General features: G+C 71.6%; 16 protein-coding genes. 10 read left to right on the forward strand and 6 right to left on the reverse strand.

Annotation, left to right across the window (positions count from 1 at the left end; genetic code table 11):
• The 4 genes from Drose_RS25030 to Drose_RS25045 all read right to left on the reverse strand — a co-directional run bounded on the left by Drose_RS25030 (position 1) and on the right by Drose_RS25045 (position 3,801).
• Positions 1-1,491, reverse strand: a complete 1,491-nt coding sequence (locus Drose_RS25030; protein WP_260723754.1) for a flavin-containing monooxygenase — start codon at positions 1,489-1,491, stop codon at positions 1-3.
• A 78-nt stretch (positions 1,492-1,569) separates the two neighbouring features.
• The gene (locus Drose_RS25035) at positions 1,570-1,992 is read right to left on the reverse strand and encodes a hypothetical protein (protein ID WP_260723755.1); all 423 of its coding nucleotides are present in this window, start codon (positions 1,990-1,992) and stop codon (positions 1,570-1,572) included.
• A gap of 70 nt (positions 1,993-2,062) precedes the next feature.
• Positions 2,063-3,268 carry a thiolase C-terminal domain-containing protein gene (locus Drose_RS25040; RefSeq protein WP_260723756.1) on the reverse strand — a complete coding sequence of 402 codons (1,206 nt, stop codon included), beginning with the start codon at positions 3,266-3,268 and terminating at the stop codon, positions 2,063-2,065.
• The gene (locus Drose_RS25045; protein WP_260723757.1) at positions 3,265-3,801 is read right to left on the reverse strand and encodes a Zn-ribbon domain-containing OB-fold protein; all 537 of its coding nucleotides are present in this window, start codon (positions 3,799-3,801) and stop codon (positions 3,265-3,267) included. The genes Drose_RS25040 and Drose_RS25045 overlap by 4 nt, the downstream gene beginning before the upstream one ends.
• 286 nt (positions 3,802-4,087) lie before the next feature.
• Between Drose_RS25045 and Drose_RS25050 the strand changes: the two genes are divergently transcribed.
• From Drose_RS25050 to Drose_RS25065, 4 genes are all read left to right on the forward strand, one after another.
• Positions 4,088-4,612, forward strand: coding sequence for a MaoC family dehydratase N-terminal domain-containing protein (locus Drose_RS25050; RefSeq protein WP_260723758.1), 525 nt, complete (start codon positions 4,088-4,090; stop codon positions 4,610-4,612).
• A gap of 73 nt (positions 4,613-4,685) precedes the next feature.
• Entirely contained in the window at positions 4,686-5,111 is a 426-nt protein-coding gene (locus tag Drose_RS25055) for a MaoC/PaaZ C-terminal domain-containing protein (protein WP_260723759.1), read from the forward strand.
• 271 nt (positions 5,112-5,382) lie between these two features.
• Entirely contained in the window at positions 5,383-6,201 is an 819-nt protein-coding gene (locus Drose_RS25060; protein ID WP_260723760.1) for an ABC transporter ATP-binding protein, read from the forward strand.
• On the forward strand, positions 6,198-7,061 hold the full coding sequence (locus tag Drose_RS25065) for an ABC transporter permease (RefSeq protein WP_260723761.1): 864 nt from the start codon (positions 6,198-6,200) through the stop codon (positions 7,059-7,061). Before Drose_RS25060 ends, Drose_RS25065 begins: the two co-directional genes overlap by 4 nt.
• A gap of 31 nt (positions 7,062-7,092) precedes the next feature.
• Here Drose_RS25065 and Drose_RS25070 read toward each other — a convergent pair whose 3' ends face one another.
• Both Drose_RS25070 and Drose_RS25075 read right to left on the reverse strand, forming a co-directional pair.
• On the reverse strand, positions 7,093-8,331 hold the full coding sequence (locus tag Drose_RS25070) for an ArsB/NhaD family transporter (RefSeq protein ID WP_260723762.1): 1,239 nt from the start codon (positions 8,329-8,331) through the stop codon (positions 7,093-7,095).
• A 132-nt stretch (positions 8,332-8,463) separates the two neighbouring features.
• Complete coding sequence (locus Drose_RS25075) at positions 8,464-9,312, reverse strand: LysR family transcriptional regulator (RefSeq protein ID WP_260723763.1); 849 nt, start codon at positions 9,310-9,312, stop codon at positions 8,464-8,466.
• A gap of 95 nt (positions 9,313-9,407) precedes the next feature.
• On the opposite strand from Drose_RS25075, the gene Drose_RS25080 reads away from it, so the two are divergent.
• The 6 genes from Drose_RS25080 (at position 9,408) to Drose_RS25105 (ending at position 18,504) form a co-directional block, all read left to right on the forward strand.
• The gene (locus Drose_RS25080) at positions 9,408-10,709 is read left to right on the forward strand and encodes a pyridoxal phosphate-dependent aminotransferase (protein ID WP_260723764.1); all 1,302 of its coding nucleotides are present in this window, start codon (positions 9,408-9,410) and stop codon (positions 10,707-10,709) included.
• Between the two features lie 302 nt (positions 10,710-11,011).
• Positions 11,012-11,872: a MinD/ParA family ATP-binding protein gene (locus tag Drose_RS25085; protein ID WP_260723765.1), complete on the forward strand. Its 861-nt coding sequence runs from the start codon at positions 11,012-11,014 to the stop codon at positions 11,870-11,872.
• A complete protein-coding gene (locus tag Drose_RS25090; protein ID WP_260723766.1) occupies positions 11,869-14,292 on the forward strand; it encodes a fibronectin type III domain-containing protein in 2,424 nt (807 codons plus the stop codon). Before Drose_RS25085 ends, Drose_RS25090 begins: the two co-directional genes overlap by 4 nt.
• Positions 14,283-15,257 carry an AAA family ATPase gene (locus Drose_RS25095; protein ID WP_260723767.1) on the forward strand — a complete coding sequence of 325 codons (975 nt, stop codon included), beginning with the start codon at positions 14,283-14,285 and terminating at the stop codon, positions 15,255-15,257. The genes Drose_RS25090 and Drose_RS25095 overlap by 10 nt, the downstream gene beginning before the upstream one ends.
• A complete protein-coding gene (locus tag Drose_RS25100; protein ID WP_260723768.1) occupies positions 15,257-16,387 on the forward strand; it encodes a DUF58 domain-containing protein in 1,131 nt (376 codons plus the stop codon). The genes Drose_RS25095 and Drose_RS25100 overlap by 1 nt, the downstream gene beginning before the upstream one ends.
• Entirely contained in the window at positions 16,384-18,504 is a 2,121-nt protein-coding gene (locus Drose_RS25105; protein ID WP_260723769.1) for a transglutaminaseTgpA domain-containing protein, read from the forward strand. Before Drose_RS25100 ends, Drose_RS25105 begins: the two co-directional genes overlap by 4 nt.
• Positions 18,505-18,507: the final 3 nt, after the last annotated feature.

Below are 18,507 nucleotides of genomic sequence, written 5' to 3' on the forward strand. Positions count from 1 at the left end.
TCAGCGCCCTCCGTCACGACGCCGCCTGGTCGACGAGACTCGGCGAAGCGTGCGATGCAGCAACCAGAACCGGATCAGGCCGTCGCCCCATTGCGTCACGATGCGTCCCCTGGAGTCCTTCATGTAGTTGTTGGCGTGGGCCCACGCGGTGTTGGCGAGCCGCCGCTGCAGCCAACGGTTGTAGGCGTCCACGATCCATGGGCGTACCTCGATCGCCGTCGCCCCGGAACGAAGCATCGTGCGGAGCTCTCGGACGATGTAGTTGGCCTGCAACTCGTGATGGAACAGGATCGGGCCACCGTTCGTGTTGGGGCCGTACAGCATGTAGAAGTTCGGAAAGCCCGGCACGGTCATACCGAGGAAGGCGAACGGGCCGTCACGCCAGACGTCACGCAGCCGCCGACCGTCCCGGCCGAAGACGTCGAGCGTCGACAGGTATTCCGACGCGCGGAACCCGGTCGCGATCACGAGCACGTCCGCCTTGTGCTTGGTGCCGGACTCGTCGATGACGACACCCGGGCCGATGTCGGCCACGGCACGGGTCACGAGACGTACGTTGTCTCGAAGTAACGCGGGATAGAACGTGCTTTGCAGAATGCGTCGCTTGCCGGAGAACTCGTACTGCGGCGTGACCGCCGCCTTGAGGTCCGGCCGGTCGCCGAACACCTTGTCGATGTAGGCACGTGCCATGACCTCGGCGCGGGCGTTCCGCTTGCTGCCCGAGTGGTGCACCGCCCCGCCCTGGTACGCCAACTGTGCCTGAACGAACAGCTTGAGCCGCCGCAGCCGGCGACGGACCGGGCTGGCGTAACGGCGCATCTCCTCGGCGGTGAAGTCCCGGTCCCCCTTCGGCAGGATCCACCCCGGCTCCCGCTGGAACATCGTCACCTGCTCCACCCGGTCGGCGATGGCCGGCACGATCTGCGTCGCGGTCGAACCGCTGCCCACGATCGCCACCCGCTTCCCCGCCAGGTCAACGCCGTGATCCCAGTACTGCGTGTGGAACGCGGGCCCGCCGAAACTGTTCAGGCCGGACCAGTCGGGCAGCTTGGGGTCGCTGAGGAATCCGACCGCGCTGACCAGGACATCCACCTCGTGCGTGGCGCCGGTGGAGTCTCGCAGGCGGTAGCGATGCTCGTCGTCGCTCCACCGTGCGTCGAGCACGCGGGTGCCGAACCGGAAGTGCTCGCGTATCCCTTCGGCGTCAAGGATGTCCTGGATGTACCGCAGGATCTCCGCCTGCCCTGCGTGCGTCCGCGTCCAGTTGTGGCTGGCGAAGGAGAACGAGTACAGCGCGGAGTGGACGTCGACCTCGGCGCCCGGATACGTGTTGCGCCACCAGGTCCCGCCCGGCCCCGCCTCAGCCTCGAAGACGACGAAGTCGTCGAAGCCGGCGCGCTTCAGTTTGACCGCCGCGGCGATACCGCCGAGGCCGGCACCGACGATCGCGATCGAGGGGCGTCTGCGGGCTCTCCGGGACATCAGATCCATCAGGCCACCCGCTTCTTGAATACAAGAATCTGTTCTTCTATGCAGATGTAGTTAGCATTACTCAGGATCTCGGCGCGGTCAAGAGGTCGCGACCGGCGGCTCCGGCTCGGCTTCTACGAACTCCACCGGCACCGGCACGCCGTCACGGCGCGGCGGCACCATCGGCGACCGCGCCCCGTCCGCGAACATAATCAACACTGTTGCCCCGTCGGGTCCGCTGGTCAGCGGGCCGTAGACGACGCCGGCCCGCACCACACGGATGTCCCCCGGTCCGTACCAGCGCCGCCCGACCCGCTGCGAGCCGGCAAGGACGATCTCGGCGTAGTCGGTGTCGTGGGTGTGCATGCCGACCCGGACCCACGGCTCGAACCTGACCCGGATCACCTTGGGGGCGCCCGCCGGATCATCGGAATCGCCCACCACGAAGGCGCGTGCGTCGATGCCGGGCCGAGCACGGCTGGCCGGGAGCTCGTCCCACGACAGGTCCCGGTGCGGTCTCATCTCGGCACCAGCGGCAGACCGCGCCGCTCGGCGGCGATCAGTGCCGGGCGGATGCCGAGGCGCATGCCGCTCACCCGGCCCCGGTGAATGCCACCACGGCGCTGCCGTTGTTCAGCGGGCCGACCGCGGCCAGGGTGGCGCCACGGCGGGCCACCTGCCGCGGTCCAGCCCGACCGGCCGCCTGCAAAACGGCCTCGGCGAGGTGCCCGATGCCGTGCAGCCGGCCCTCCGCGAGCTGGCCGCCGAAGGTGTTCACCGGCAGTGCTCCGTCGAGGGCGATGCGGCCGTCCTGAATGAACTCGTACGCCTCCCCGGTCCCGCAGAAGCCCAGCGCCTCGAGCCACCAGTAGACGAAGAAGCTGTAGCCGTCGTAGAGCTGCGCCGCCGTGACGTCGGCCGGGGTCAGTCCGGTATTGCGCCACAACAGGTCGCCGACCACACGAGCCTCCTGCTCGATGTGCCGCAGCGGCGGCCCGAACGACAACTGGGACGACATCGGGCTGACCTTGCCGCCGACGTACTGGCTGTAGCCCGCGACGAGCGCCGGCGGGTTGCGCAGGTCCTTCGCGCGCTCAGCGCTGGTGAGCACGAGCGCGGCCGCCCCGTCGACGGGAAGGTCGCAGTCGAGAAGGCACACCGGGTCGGCGAGCATGCGCGATTCGAGGTACTCCTGCGCGGTGAGCGGCTTGTCACGGAAGTACGCGTGCGGGTTGTGGCGCGCGTTCGCCCGGTTCTGAACGATCAACGACGCCATGTGCTCGCGCGTCGCTCCGTACTGGTGCATGTAGCGGGCATAGGCGGCGCCGTAGTACTGATAGCCCCGGTGCAGGCCGAACGGCGCGGTGAACTGCTGCACGCCCGGAGCCCGGTCGGACGTGAAGGCGTTGTAGGAGCCGGCCGGGTTGTGCATCGTCCGATACACCACGCAGGTTTCAGCGGCACCGGATGCCACCGCGTTGACCGCCTCGATGAACCCGTTGGGAATCAGGTTGTCAACCTGTACGTGCCAGCGCAGCGTGCTCGTCAGGCCGAGGATCCGCGCGATGAAATGCACGCTCACCACGTCGACGCCGTCGATGTTCGGACTGCCGAAGACGGGCGTCTCGGGGTACGTGACCAGCCCGTCGACGTCGGACACCGGCAGACCGGCGTCATCGAGTGCGGCGGAGATGGCATCGACGGCGAGCATCCCGACGGGCCGCTCGCTCCTGCGCGGCAGTTCGGAGAAGCCCACGCCGACGACCGCGACCCGGCCGCCCAGTCCCCGGGCGCTCACTCGTCCACCAGCTCGAACTGCGGGAGGCAGATGTCCTCCGTCAGCCGCTCGAACACCACACGTACCCGAGCACCGATGCGCACTTCCCCGGCCTCCGCGCCGACGAGGTTGGCGACGAGGACGAGCCCGGGCTGCTCGTCCAGCTCCACCCACAGGTTCACGTAGGGAACACGATCCTCGAAGCCGGTGATGCGCTTGTCCCGCATGACCACGAAAGATTCGACGACACCGCGCCCGGACACCTCCCTGAACTCGAGCTCGTCGCGGCCGCAGCAGGTGCACACCGGCTGCGGCGGGTGGAACCAGCGGCCGCTTCGGTGACACCGTTGAATGACCAGCCGCCCTTGTGCGGCGGCCTGCCAGAACGGACGTGAGAGCGCGTCCGGCATCGGTAGCGGCGGCAACGCTGAGCGCTTGAGTGTGACGATCGCCGGACCGGTGCCGGCGAGCGATTCAACCATTGGGTCCTCGCCTCGAAACCGTCTTGCTTCGAATACCTGGCTGTTGGCCGACCGGGCGCGACCGCTGGTCACCCCCGGCGCAGGGTCCCGCACTACGGCCCAAACTACTTCGGTACCTGTACTATGGTGATGCCGAACAGTACGGAGCTGACACTATGATGTCAACCGCCGCGCAACCTCGTCGCGACCCACTCACCAGCCAGGCCGCGTCGGCTCCGCCCCGACCGGCCGCCCCAGAGGGCCGATCCACGGAATATAGTTCTGGCACCGAACTTGACAGGGACCGAACTTTATGATGATTTGGCACTCTCAGCTAGGCCGCTGACGCGGCGAGCTCTGAATGTCGAGGAGGCCCCCGGTGAGCGAGCGCGACGAGTCGTTGGACAAGCGGATCGCTTCGTATGTCGGCGCCCCGCTGGGACCGGTCCGGCGGGCGCGCTGGGCGGTGAACGAGTCCATGATCGGGCACTGGGCCGACGCCATGGAGGACCGCAACCCCGTCTACACCGATTCGGATCTCGCGGCCCAGTCGGTCTACGGTGGCATCATCGCCCCACCGACCATGCTCCAGGCCTGGACCATGCCGGGCCTCCAGCCGCGGGTGCAGGATCTGGAGGTGGAGATCAAGGCATTCCTGGCCGAACACGGCTATCGCGGTGTCGTCGCGACGAACTGCGAACAGGAGTACTTCGCGCCACTGCGCCCCGGCGACCACGTCACCGCGGAGGGCCTGGTCGAGGACATCTCCGCCGAGAAGAAGACGGCGCTCGGGCCGGCCCGCTTTCTGACAACGCTGTACCGCTACCGCACCGACGACGGGACGCTCGCGGCAACGCATCGCTTCCGAATCCTCTGCTACCGGCCGACGGCCAAAACCTCCTGACAACGCCACCACGCCACCCGCGTCGGTGAGCTGATCGCCGCCTCATCGACCAGGAGACCCGAGGAGCCGCACCATGCCGATCGACACCCTTCCCGCCACTCGCCGCGTCGCCGACGTGGCCGTCGGTACCGAACTGCCACCGCTGGTCATCCCGCTGACCGTAACCAAGATCGTCGCGACGGCGATCGCGACCCGCGACTACGCACTCGTGCACCACGACCAGGCGACCGCGCGTGAACGAGGGCTACAGGACATCATCGTCAACATCCTGACCAGCAATGGGCTGGTGGGCCGGCTCGTCACCGACTGGGCCGGGCCGAACGCGGTGCTGAAGAAGGTCGCGATCCGGCTCGGTGTGTCGGCGTATCCGGGTGACGACCTCACGCTGTCCGGCACTGTCACCGAAATCGACGGCAACACGGTGACGATCGCCGTGACCGGCGCCGTACCGCGGGGCAACCACGTCACCGGAACCGTCCTGGTGGACCTTCCGAACTAGCCGTGCAACGGTCGCCTACCGGCGTACACCCGTCCCGGCCACCGCGGCCCGATCGGGTTCCCGGTACGCGGCGACGAATGCCTGATCCGGTGGGTCGGGATTGATCACGGCGGGATATTGCGTGGTGATCACCGGGCCGGTTAGGCTTCGGCTCAAGTCCTACAGCCACCGAACAATTAGGAAGCAATACCGGTTCCGATGGAAATGCCGGTCCCGGTAGATATGGGTACCAGTCCCAGCGACTGGCTGGTCGGAGTCCAGGAGTAGCGGCGTGGCGCACAAGATCCTCATCAAGGACGTGGCCAAGGTGTATGGCACCAGGCAGACGGTCGACGCCTTGGCCGACGTCAACCTCACCATCGACGACGGCGAGTTCGTCTGCATCGTCGGGCCGTCCGGCTGCGGGAAGTCGACGCTGCTGCGGATGGTGGCGAACCTGCACCGGCCGACGGCGGGTTCGGTGGAAATCGTCACCGAACGGGCTCAGCCGTGGCCAACCGCGATGGTGTTCCAGGACTACGGGATCTTTCCGTGGAAGACGGTCGAGCAGAATGTGGCGTTCGGATTGCGTCCGCGGGGGGTGGGTAGGGCCGAAACGCGGCAGCGGGTCGGGCGGTGGTTGCAGCAGATGGGGCTGACCGACTTCGCGAAGGTGTATCCGGCCAGCCTCTCAGGTGGCATGCGGCAGCGGGTCTCCATTGCCCGCGCGATGGCCGTCGAGCCGGAGGTGCTGCTGATGGACGAGCCGTTCGCGGCGCTGGACGCCCAGTTGCGCCGGGTCTTGCAGGAGGAGTTGCTGGCCATCTGGCAGAAGAACGCCCGCACCGTCGTATTCGTCACCCACAGCCTCGACGAGGCGATCCTGCTCGGCGACCGGGTGGTGGTCATGTCCGCCCGCCCGGGGCGCATCATCGGCGAGCATCACGTCCCCTTCCCGCGGCCACGCACCCCGGACATCCGCGCCACCGCCGAGTTCGCCGCGCTCGAGCAGCGCATCTGGGAACAGCTCCGCAGCGAGGTCGAGCAGGCCACCGGCCACACCGATCCCACCTCCCTGGGCGAATCGGCAACGCTGGAGGTGGCGCGGTGAACCCCACGACCGCCGTGAGCCCCACCCCCGCCCGCACCCCCTGTGTGGTCGCCCCGACCAGCCGCGAGCTCGACCCGGTCGGCCACGCCCGCCGCACGCGCCGCTACACGACGGTGCTGGCCATCACCACCCCGGTGGTACTGCTCGCGGTGTGGCAACTCGCCGCCATCCAAGAATGGATCGACACCCGGTTCTTCCCCGCCCCGAGCCGCATCGCCGCCACCGCCTGGACCATGACCCAGAACGGCACCCTGGCCGACGACGTGTGGACGACCCTGCGCGCGCTGATGATCGGGTTCGCCCTCGGCCTCTTCGTCGGCGTCGCCACCGGCGTCGCCCTCGGCCTGTCCTGGATCGTCCGCGCCGCCCTGGAACCCCTGCTGTCCGCCCTCTACACCGTGCCCAAGCTCGCCCTGCTCCCCTTGCTCCTGCTGATCTTCGGACTCGGTGAGACCCCGCGGATCCTCCTCGTGGCCATCGGCGTCTTCTTCATCATCTGGATCAGCGTCGTCGAGGCCATCCTCGACATCCCCGAGGGCTACAAGGAAGCCGCCGAATCCTTCGGCGTGCGCGGCTGGATGTGTTTCACCAACGTCACACTCCCCGCGATCCTGCCCCAGATCGCCACCGGCATCCGCCTCGCCATCGGCAACGCCGTCCTCATCATCGTCGGCATCGAATTCGTCAACGGCGACTCCGGAATCGGCTACCGCATCTGGCACTCCTGGTCACTGTTCGCCGCCGACCAGATGTACGTCGGCATCATCACCGTCGCTCTCCTCGGCTTCCTCCTCAGCTTCCTGGTCCAAACCACCGCCCGGCTAGTCATCCGCTGGACCCCACGAAACACCACCCGCTGACCGAACACACCTGGCGATTTGCCGCATCGCCTCATCGGGTGAGGATCAGTACCCCGGTGGCGGCGCTGAGGGCGACGAACGCGGTCACCGTACCGGTGAGCAGGAACCGCGGCCATGAGATGTCCACGCCGTAGCCGCGACACCGGGCGTACCAGATCAGGGTCGCCAGCGAGGCCCACGGCGTGATGAGGGGCCCGACGTTCGTGCCGATCAACAGGCCGAGCAGTTGGTCGTGCGTTGCCTGGCTCGCCGGGATGACCGCCTCGATCGCCACGTACGCCGGTAAGTTGTTGCCCGCGTTCGACAGCACCGCACCGATCCCGGCCGCGCGCAGCGTCCCCCACGGTCCGGTGTCGTCGCCCACGAGGCTCCGCAGCATGCCGGCGAGCCCGTGTGCGGTGATCGCGTCGACCGTGAGGAACAGACCGGTCACGAACGCGAGCAGTTGCCAGGGGATCATCCGCGGGGTCAGCACGGCGCGGTGGCGCACCGCGAACGCCAGCAGCACGACGGCCATGCAGGCCGGCGAGACGAGCTGGATGGGCACTCCGACGAGCAGCCCCACCACGAAGATCACACAGGACCCGGCCGCGACGACGAACAACGAACGATCCCGGGGCCGGTACGGGCTCGGCGGCGGATATCTGTCCTCGTGCCGTGCCCCGCGCCGCCAGTAGAACAGCCAGAGGCACGCCATGGTCGCCGCGACGGACGCCAGCTCGACGAGCCACAGCCGGGCGGCGAACTGCGACGACGACAGTTGGACGCGGTTCATCGCCAGCAGGTTGGTCAGGTTGGACACCGGGAGCAGCAGGCTCGCCGTGTTCGCCAGCCAGACGGTGGTCATCGCGAGCGGCGTCTTCGGCATGCCGATGCGCACAGCGGTGGCCAGCATGACCGGGGTGAGCAGAACCGCCGTGGTGTCCAGGTTGAGCGTGGCCGTGGTGATCGACGCGAAGCCGACGCACATCAGGAACAGCGCGAAATAGTTGCCTCGGGCGGTCCGGGCCAGCCGCGCGGCGATGACGTCGAAGACCTCCGCGGCGGCGGTCAGCTCCGCGAGCACGATGACCGAGCCGAGGAAGATCAGCAACGGCAGGAGCCTCCTGACCGTACCGGCCGCGGCGGGGATCGGGACCAGGCCGGTCGCGACGGCAAGCAGGCCGAGCACGGCGAAGATGATCGCGATCCAGTCGAGCACGCCGAGCCGGCGCACGAAGGGCGGTCCAGAGACCTCCGGCTGCTTGGCTTGAGATCTCAATGTGCCCATACGCCTATCTGTCCGAGCGCCTGACGTGGCCGCGGCCATCGTACGCAGGTGGCCCGGAGGATCCCGGTGCCGGTGACGATCCGCTCCCCGGCCGGCGTGGACGACGGCGCATCAGGGAAGCGCTCGTGGCCGTCACACACCGAGCTCGGCGCCGTGAGCCTGGAGGCTGTCGACCACCGCCGCGATGGCCGGCCGTGCCCACGAGGCGGCGCGGATGACCGCGTCGATCCGGCGGTGCCTGGGCGGATCGAGCAGTACGGCCGGGACGTCCGTGCCGAGCAGTGCCAGCCGGGGCAGCACCGCCGTGCCGACGCCCTGGCTCACCAGGGCCGCGATGGTGGCGAGACCTTCGAATTCCCACCGGGTGGCCGGGCGGATACCCAAGCGCGCCAGGATTGGGTCGGTGGCCACCCGTGAGGGTTGATCGGAGGGAGCGCACAGCCACACGTCTCCGTCGGCCGGACCGGCCAGCATGAGCGGGTCGCGCAGCAGCAGCCGGCGTCGCAGGCCCGGTTCGCACACCGGATCGTCGCTCCAGTCGTCCACCAGCGCGACGTCGACCTCGCGAGAACGCAACGCGTCGAGGGCCCGGAGCGGGTCGTACTGGCGCAGGACGAGATCGAGCGCGGGATATGCGCGCCGCACCGCGATGAGCGCCGGAGCCCACGCCGTGGCGGCCGTCGGCACTCCACTGACGACAACGCGGCCGGCAACCGCTCCGGCGGCGGACGCCACGTCGGCCTCGGCCGCCTCGGCGGCGTCGAGCAGTCCGGCGGCGTGGCCGGCCAGCCGAAGCCCGGCAGCGGTCAGCGCGGCACTGCGCGCCGATCGCTCCAGCAGGGCCGCACCCACCTCCCGTTCGAGGACGGCGAGCTGCTGTGACACGGCCGACTGGGTGTATCCGGTCGCGGACGCGACGGCGGCGATCGTGCCGTGCAGGGCGAACAGGTGCAGCAGCCGGAGCCGGCGCAGTTCGAGCATCAGCGTTTCTTACTCTCACGGACGACTATTCGCGCTGTACCTGGTGCCTCTTCGCGGCCACTGTGGGTGGAGCATCCACATCGAGGAGGATATCCATGTCCGTCTCCGCGACGCTCGCGATCAACGACGAGGTCGCACGCCGCCACAGCGCAGGGCTGTCCTGCCTGCCGCTCGGCTTCGGCGAGGCCGGCCTGCCCGTGCATCCGCTGCTCACCGCCGAGTTGTCGCGCTGGTCCGGCGTGGCGTCCTACGGCCCGGTCACGGGTATCGCCGCGCTGCGCGAGGCGGCCGCCGGGTACTGGCAGCGGCGGGGCCTGCACACGACCGCCGACCAGGTGATCGCGGGGCCGGGCAGCAAGGCGCTGCTGTGGGCCGTGCTGCGCGCCTGCGGCGGTGCGGTCGCGCTGCCCCGGCCGAGCTGGGTCAGCTACGCGGCGCAGGCCGCGCTGCATGGCCTGCCGGTGCACCTGGTGCCGACTCCGCCGGGCCAGGGTGGTGCGCCCGATCCGGAACGACTCGCCACGGTGATCAAGGCGGCCGAGGCTGCCGGGCAGCCGCTCACCACCGTGGTGCTTACGCTGCCGGACAACCCGACCGGCACGCTGGCCGCCCGGAACACCATCGCGGCGGTGTGCGAACTCGCCCGGAAGCACAACCTGACGGTGGTCTCCGACGAGATCTACCGGGACCTCGTGCACGACGCCCACGCCGACTTCGTCAGCCCGGCCGAGTTGGCCCCCGAGCGGGTCGTGGTGACGACCGGGCTGAGCAAGAGCCTCGCGCTCGGCGGTTGGCGAACCGGGGTGGCACGGTTCCCGGCGACGCCGGCCGGGGACTCCCTGCGGGCTGACGTCGCCGCCATCGCCAGCGAGGTGTGGTCGGCACCGGCGCAGCCGATCCAGCGGGCGGCCGCGCTGGCCTTCACGGAGCCCGCGGCGCTGCGCGAGCGGGTGCGCGACAGCCGGCGGTTGCACGCGCGAATCGTCGCCGCCGTCGCCGACGTCCTGATCGAGGCCGGGGCACGTCTGACCTATCCGAGCGGCGGCTTCTACCTCTACCCCGACATGCGCGAGCTCGCCGGCCGGTTCGGCGTCGCCGACGACACCGAACTGGCGGCCGTGTTGCTCTACCGGTGCGACATGGCCAGCCTGCCCGGTTCTACGTTCGGAGACGATCCCGCGGCGCTGCGACTGCGGATCGCCACGGGGCTGCTCTACGGCGACGACGACGAGCAGCGCACCGCCGCGTTGCAGGCCGAGGATCCCGTGCGACTGCCCTGGATCGCGGATCATCTCCACCAGCTCAACCTGGCGCTGACCGGCGCGCGTGCCGACGCTCGACCCGGCCGCCGCGAACCGCGGCCACGTCGGACCTCTTCGCCACACGACGCATCGTAGCGGGCGGCATCCCGATCGCGCGTACGGTGCCCGGTTGAGCCGTGGCTACCACGCTGGTTGCACGACCGGTACGGCGTTGGGTGGATCGGCCGGCGAGAAGCTCCAACCACAACCCGATGCCTGTCGATCATTTCCTTCGTACATTCGACGGGCGACCGCCCGGCTCAATGCCCATGCGCCGCAAGGCGGGTCCGAGAGAAGGGCGGAACCCTGATGCGCCGATGGACGCGTCGGCCGTGGGATCGGAGACCAGCACGGTGATCGAGTCTTCGCCGCGGAGCTCGGCGCCGCAGCCCAGAGCCGTGGTTCGGGTCGGTCCACGCCGGACCGTGGCGGGGCCGGCGGTCCGGCCCGCCGCTTCGCCCGGCCTGATCGGCCGGGCCATCGAAGCGATGCGGGCCGGTCCGGCCCGGGTCGCGCGCGAGCGGTCCTGGTCGGCGATCGCCGGCCGGCGGCCGATCGGGTCGCCGGTCGTCGCCTTCGTCGCCGGTAAGGGCGGGGTCGGAACCACGTCGGCGGCGGCCGGCCTGGCGCTGACCACGGCCGCGTTCTGGCCCGGCGAGGTGGCGTTGGCCGACGCCCGCACCGGCACCGCGTCCCTCGGTCTGCGCATCGGTGGCCTGTCGGCGCCGGACGCGACGGCCTTCGCGGCCGGGGTGGTGGAACCGCTGCGCACCGCGGGCGTGAGCATCGTCGACGGCGCGTCCTGGGACACCCCGCTCGCCCGGCCCACGCTTGCCCGGCTCATCGCCGACCTGCGAGAAGACCACGTGTTCACCGTCCTGGACGTCGGCGACGACGCGGGCGACACCGGGCACAGCGCGCTGGCCCGCGCGGATCGGGTCGTGGTCGTGACCACCCCGGAACCGGACGCGGTGGCCGCGGCCGAACGCACCCTCGACCGGCTGGGCGGCATCGACCCGAGCCGGGCCGACACCGCGATCGTCGCCGTCACCGGAGCCGGGCGGCTGGGTCGACGGGCCGGGCACCGGCATGCCGTACCGCGGAATGCCGCCCACGTCGTACGGCTGCCTTGGGATCCCGGCCTGAGCGGCGGGGCCGGCCTGGAGCTGGACCGGCTGCGACGGGCGACGCGGGCCGCCTTCCTCGAGCTCGCCGCCGCGATCGGCGACGAGTCGGCCACCGTGGAGGGTGGGGCATGAACCGGCTTCTCGCGGCGAAAGGTCTCCTTCGCCGCAACGTGTCCGGCGGCCTGGCGCTGGCGGTCGCGGCCGGTCTGGTCGGCACCATCTTCGGGCTCGGCGCGACCGGGCAGGCACCCGAGGTCGTCGACGGAGACGCCTGGCTGTGGAGCAGCACCGAAGGTGAGGTGGCCCGGGTCAACTCCAGCTCGGGCGGGGTCGATCTGCGCCAACCGGTCGCCGACTCGCAGGGCCACCGTGTCCGCGTGACCCAAGACGACCAGTTCGTCTTCCTGCACGATCTCGACACGGGTCGGGTCACCTCGGTGGATCTGGCTCGCATGGGCTTCTCCGGCTCACTCGGCATCGGCACCCGGGACGACGTCGTCGCGGCGCTGTCCGGTGGCGTCGCCGCGCTCGTGAACCGCACGACCGGGCTGATCCGGGCCGTGGACCCCACGACGTTGCAGGCCCTGGGCGCGCCGCTGCAGTTGCCGGCGCCCCTCGTCGGCGGCGCGGCCTTCGACACCTCCAACACGCTTTGGGTCGGCCTGCCCAGCCAGGGCACCGTGGTGGGGCTGCGGATCACCGGCGGGAGCGTCTCCGTGGCCAGCACCGTCCCGGTCGCGCCGCCCGGGCACGACCTCGCCGTCAGTGCCCTGGACAGCGGCGTGCTGGCCGTCGACCGCGGCGGCACCGCCATCGTCGCGGTGGTCGGCGATCGGGTCCACCGGAGCACCTCACCGATTCCGCTCACCGGCGCGCTGGTACCGGAGCGGACCGTCGGCACACTCGTCGCGGTGACGGTACCGCAGGCCGAGGCGGTGGTGACGGTTCAAGACGTCGACAAGAACGGACCGGTCGGACGGCTGCCGTTGCCGAAGTCGGACGATGCCGCACCGGCCGTGCCCTTCGCCGGCCGGGTCTACGTGCCAGACGCGCAGACGCACACCGTACGGGTCTTCGGCGCCGACGGCAGGCCGGTCGGCAGTATCACGGTGCCCGACGCGGACGGGCCGTTGGAGCTCGAGGTACGCGAGCAGCACCTGTTCGTCAACGCACCTGACTCGTCGTCCGCGTCGATCGTCGACCAGCACGGCGGGGTACAGGTGGTCGAAAAGCACCCGCTTCCCCCGGCCAGCCCCGCACCGAGCGGCAGCGCCGGCGCCGACCCGGCGAACCAGTCGTCCGCTCCCCCGTCGACGCCGCCGGCCACGCCGAGCGGGCCGGCCCCGCCGACCGCGAAGACCCTGCCGACGCCGGCGCTCACGCCCGACGAGCCCGGTCCCGAGGACGAGCCGGCGCCGGCGCCGTCCGCTCCGCCGGCCACACCGCAACCGCCCGGCGCGCCGGTGCCGGTGACGGCGCTCGCCGGAGACGGCGCCGTGTCGCTCACCTGGGGCCGTGCCGCGTCCGGCGGCGCACCGGTGCAGCAGTACACCGTGGTGTGGACCGGCGGTTCCCGCACCGTGGACGGCGACACGCTCAGCACCGTCGTGACCGGTCTGAGCAACGGCACGACGTACCGCTTCCGCGTGACCGCACGCAACCGCTACGGGGAGGGGCCGCCGGCACTGTCCGGTCCCGTCACCCCGGTCACCGGTCCCCCACCGGCAGCGCCCGGCCGGCCGAGTGCCACCGCCGACCGCAATGTCGTGACGGTGAGCTGGCCGGCCGTGGCGGATGCCCGGGAGTACGTCGTCACACCGCGGCGGGCGGGCGTGGCCGGCGCGGATCCGGTGCAGCGGGTCACCGGCACCACCACCGAGTTCGCCGGGCTCTCCCTCGGCAAGACCTACACCTTCACCGTGACGGCCGTCGACAGTGCCGGGCGGGCCGGCCCGGCGAGCCCGGCGAGCAACGAGGTCGTGCCTCGTGACGCCCCGACGGTCGTCATCAGCGGCACCACCGCCACCGCGACGTCGGTGACGGTGAAGCTCTCGGTGAACACCGGCGGATCGCCCACCACCTGCCACCTCACGCTCACGCCGAGCGGCAAGTCGGCCGACGGCTGCACCACCACGACCTTCACCGGCCTGTCCGGGAAGACGACGTACACGGTGAAGGTGGTGGCCACCAACGCGCTCGGCTCGGCGAGTGCCAGCGCGAAGCGCACCACCAGCCAAACGGCCTGGCCGGGCCGGGTGACGTGCGTCGACAAGCCGACCAACCCCAACCCCAGATACTGCGTCAAGAATGGCGGCATCGGCGTCTTCACCTCGCCGCGCTACGTCGAGGACGGCTCGCATCACCGGCTCAAGCCCGGCGCGAGGATCAATGTGGTCTGCCGTGCCACCGGCACCAAGATGTACGCGTACGTCTACAACAAGAACAAGGAAAGCAACATCTGGCTGAAGATGAACGACGGATATTGGATTAGCTGGGTGTGGGCCACGCTGGACAACGGCGACAAGGTGAGCGCGGTGCCCAAATGCGCCTGAACGACACCGAGCTCACCGACTTCGCCGAGGTGTCCGGCCGGATGGCGGCGTCGATCTCATCGGTGCTGCTGGGCAAGGCCGACGTGGTGCGGCTCGCGCTGATCGCCTTGTTCGCCGAGGGCCACCTGCTGGTCGAGGACGTGCCAGGCGTGGGAAAGACGACGTTGGCCCGCGCCGTCGCCGCCACCGTGATCGGGCACTTCCGCCGCATCCAGTTCACCCCCGACCTGCTGCCCTCGGACGTGTCCGGCGTGACGGTCTTCAACCAGGCGCGGGGGCAGTTCGAGTTCCATCCGGGTCCGGTGTTCGCCAACGTCGTCGTCGCCGACGAAATCAACCGGGCCTCACCGAAGACCCAGTCGGCGCTGCTGGAGGTGATGGAGGAACGCCACGTGACGGTGGACGGCGTCCGGCACGCCGTGCCGCGGCCGTTCCTCGTCTGCGCTACGCAGAACCCGGTGGAGATGGACGGCACCTACCGGCTCCCCGAGGCGCAGTTGGACCGGTTCCTGATGAAGGTGTCGGTGGGCTACCCGGACGAGGCCCACGAGATCGAGGTGATGCGCGGCGACGCGGTCCGCTCGCCCGAGACGATCGTCCCGGTGGCCACCACCGACGACGTGGCCCGCATGATCGGCCTCGCCACGCGGGTCGTGCTCCACGACGCGGTGTACGCCTACATCCGCCGCATCGCCGTGGCGACGCGGCGGCACCCGGAGGTGCGGCTCGGGCTGTCGCCGCGCGGCTGCGTCGCGCTGTCGCGCGCCGCTCGCGCCGCGGCCCTGACCGAGGCCCGGCCGTACGCGTTGGCCGAAGACGTGAAATCACTCGCGCCCGCGGTGTGCTCGCACCGGCTGCTCCTCACGCCCGACGCCGCCGTGCGGGGGCGTACCGCCGCAGACGTGATCGCCGAGATCCTGGACGAGGTGGCCGCACCGCTTCCGGTGTTGAGCGGGGATCCCTGATGCCCACCCCCCGCGGCTGGACCGTGCTCGCCGCCGGCGTGGCACTGCTCGCGGTGGGGCTGGCGGCCGGCTATCGCGAACTGGCCGACCTGGGCAGCGCGGGCGTGCTCGCGGTCGTGCTCGCCGCGTGCTGGGTGGGCCTACCCCCCAGGCTCAGCGTCGACCGCACCATCGAGCCGACCCGTGTCGGCCGTGGGCAACGGTGCCGCGCGACGCTCGACATCCACACGGCGTCCGGTGGCACGCGCGTGCTGCGCATCGTCGACCCGGTCGCCGGCCCGGCCGGCGAACAGGCCGCGCCCGTCACGACGGTACGAGTGCGCGGCGGCCTTCCGGTGCGTGTCTCCTACGACGTGCCGACCGACCAGCGCGGGGAGCTTCGCGTGGGCCCGTTGCTCGTCGGCCGACGCGACCTGCTCGGCCTGTGCGACGCTCGGCGCGCCGTCGGTGCACCCGCCGGCCTGCTGGTGCGCCCGCGTTGGCATCCGCTGCGTGGCGTGCCGGCCGGGCTGTCGCCGAGCCCCGACGGGAACGCCGACGGCGCCCAGTACGGCAGCATCGTGTTCCACGCGCTGCGCGAGTACCAGTTCGGCGACGATCTCCGCCGGGTGCACTGGCGCACGTCGGCGCACGTCGGCACGCTGATGGTCCGCGAGCACGTCGATGCCGCACTGCCGCGGCTGGTGTTGCTCGTCGACGACAGCGCCGAGGCATATCGGGGCGACGCCGAGGCGGTCGAGACCGCGGTCGAGGCCGCCGCGTCCATCCTGGTCGCCGCCGGCCGGGCCGGACTGCCCGTGGTGCTGTGGCTGGCCTCCGGCCGCCTGCCGGTCGAGACGACGGAGGCGGGCCTCGACCTGCTGGCGCGGCTGCGGCCGGTGCCGCGCGTGGATCTGGTCAGCACCGCTCGCCGGCTGGGCCTGGGCCGGGCCGGCGACACCCTCGCGGTGGTGACCGGGCTCGGCGCCGACCTCCGGACGGCACTGGCGGCGCAGCGCGGGCGCGGCCGGGCGCTCCTCGTGGTCCTCGGCGGCCCGGCGCCCTCGCACCCGTTGCCCGCCGACATTCCGACGATCGTCGCCGGTTCGGCCGGGGAGTTCGTCGACGCGTGGAACGGGATGGTGCGGTGAGACTTCAGATGGCCCTGGCCGGCGGTGCCGTCGTCGCCGCCGCCACGGCTGCCGCGCTGCCGGTCACCGCCGTCTACGCCGGCGGGCACCTGCCCGCCCTGCTGGGTGCGGCCGCCACCGGGGGCGCGGGCGTGGCGGCATGCGCTCGGGCCCTGCGCCGCTCCCCCGCCGTCGCGCTGCTCATCAGCGTCGTCGTGATGGGCGGCGCGGTCGTGGCGATCGGAGGGTGGCTGCCCCGGCCTCCGGGCCCGTGGCTGGCCGCCAGCGTCACGGCCGTCGCCAACTCCGGTGCCGGCATTCTCACCAGTGCGGTACCGGTGCCACTCACGTTGCAGACCGTCGCGCTTCCGGTCGGCGCCGCCTGGTTGACCGCGAGCGCGTCCGTGCTGCTGCTGTCGACGGGTCGCCCGGCGACCGCCGCGCTGCCACCCATGGCGCTGTTCGCCGGGGCCGTCGCACTGGCCGGGCCGCCGTCGGCGCCGGCCTATCGCGCCACCGCCGCGCTGGCCGCCGCCCTGGTCGTGCTGTTGGGTGTGCTCGGCCGGTCTCGCGTCGACCGCGCCTTCGCCCTGCGCTGCGCCGGGTTCGCGGTAGTGTTCGCCGGCGTCACCGGCTGGCTGGGCCCGGCCGTTCTGGGCGCCACCGGCAGGCAGCCGCCCGATCCACGAGCGCACGTGGTGCCGCCGTACCAGCAGCCGCAGCAGCTCAATCCGCTGAGCCTGCTGTCCGGCTGGGCCGCCGATCCGGAACGCTCGCTGCTCGAGGTGCGCAGCGACCGGCCGGCGCGGCTGCGCTGGGTGACCCTGCCCGAGTTCACCGGCGTGACGTGGCTGCCGGCACCGGAATACCGGGCCGCCGGTGCGGTTCTGGGACCGGCGCCGGAGCCGGGATCCACGGCGGTACACCAAGAGATCAGCATCACCGGGCTCGCCGGTGGTTGGCTGCCGGTGCCCGACGGGGCCCGCGAGGTGCGCGGCGTGCGAGTCGCGGTGGACGCCGGCTCCGGCACCGTCGCGGCACCGGACGGCCTGGGCCCGGCGGTACGGTACACCGTCACCGCGGTGCCGCCGGTGTGGGTGCAGTCCCGCCTGGCCGAGGCGCGGCTGCCCGGCGACGAGGCGTTCGACAGCTACCGGTCGCTGCCGGCCGGCGACTCCGGCCGGCTCTCCGAGCTCGCTCGGACGGCGGCCGGCACGGGCAGCCCGTATCAGCAGGCCCGGAGGCTCGCCGACCATCTGCGCGAGCACTACCGCTTCGACCCGACAGCACCTGGCGGCAACGGCTATCCGAGCGTGCAGCGGTTCCTGTTCCACTCCCCGGCTCAGGGCGGCGGGCGCGGCACGTCGGAGCAGTTCGCCACGGCGTTCGCGGTCCTGGCCCGGGCGCTGGCGATGCCGGTGCGGGTCGCCGTGGGCTTCGACCCCGGCCGGGCGATGGGCTCCGGCCGGTACGTGGTACGCGCCGGCGACGCGCTCGCCTGGCCGGAGGTCTACCTCTCCGGCGCCGGCTGGGTGCCATTCGACCCGACGCCGCCGTCCTCCACAGTGGACGTGTCGGGCGGTGCGGCGCCGCCGCCGGCCAGCCCGACGCCGAGCGTCGCACCCGAGCCGGACGACGGCGACCGCACCGACGATCCGGAACCGGCCGACGACGCCGCACGGGTGCCGCACGTGGACGCACCGCGGGGCGGCCGGCGCGCCGCGCTCAGCGCGACGGTCGGCGGGGTGCTGCTGGTCGTGCTCGGCACGGTGGCGCTGCGCGTGCGTCGCGGCACGGTCGCGGTGCGGCGCGGCGCACCGGCCGCGCGGGTCCTGGCCGCCTGGACCGAGCTGCGCCACAGCCTGCGCCTCGCCGGGCACGCGCCGGCCGCGGCGCTCGTCGTGACCGAGGTGGCCGGACTGGCGGCCGCGGCGGCCGGCGAGCGGTGGCGCGGCGACGCGCCGGCGCTCGCCGCCGTCGTCAACACCGCCGGCTTCGACACCGCCGCGCTCCAGGGGTCGGACGCCGACCGGGTCGCCCAACAGATGCGGGCACTGCGGCGGGCGCTGCGCCGCGGTGCCGGCCCGCGGCGGCGGTTGACCTGGTGGATCGACCCGCGCCCGCTCTGGTGGCGCTGATGT

The organism is Dactylosporangium roseum (assembly GCF_025264685.1).
GTDB lineage: Bacteria > Actinomycetota > Actinomycetes > Mycobacteriales > Micromonosporaceae > Dactylosporangium > Dactylosporangium roseum.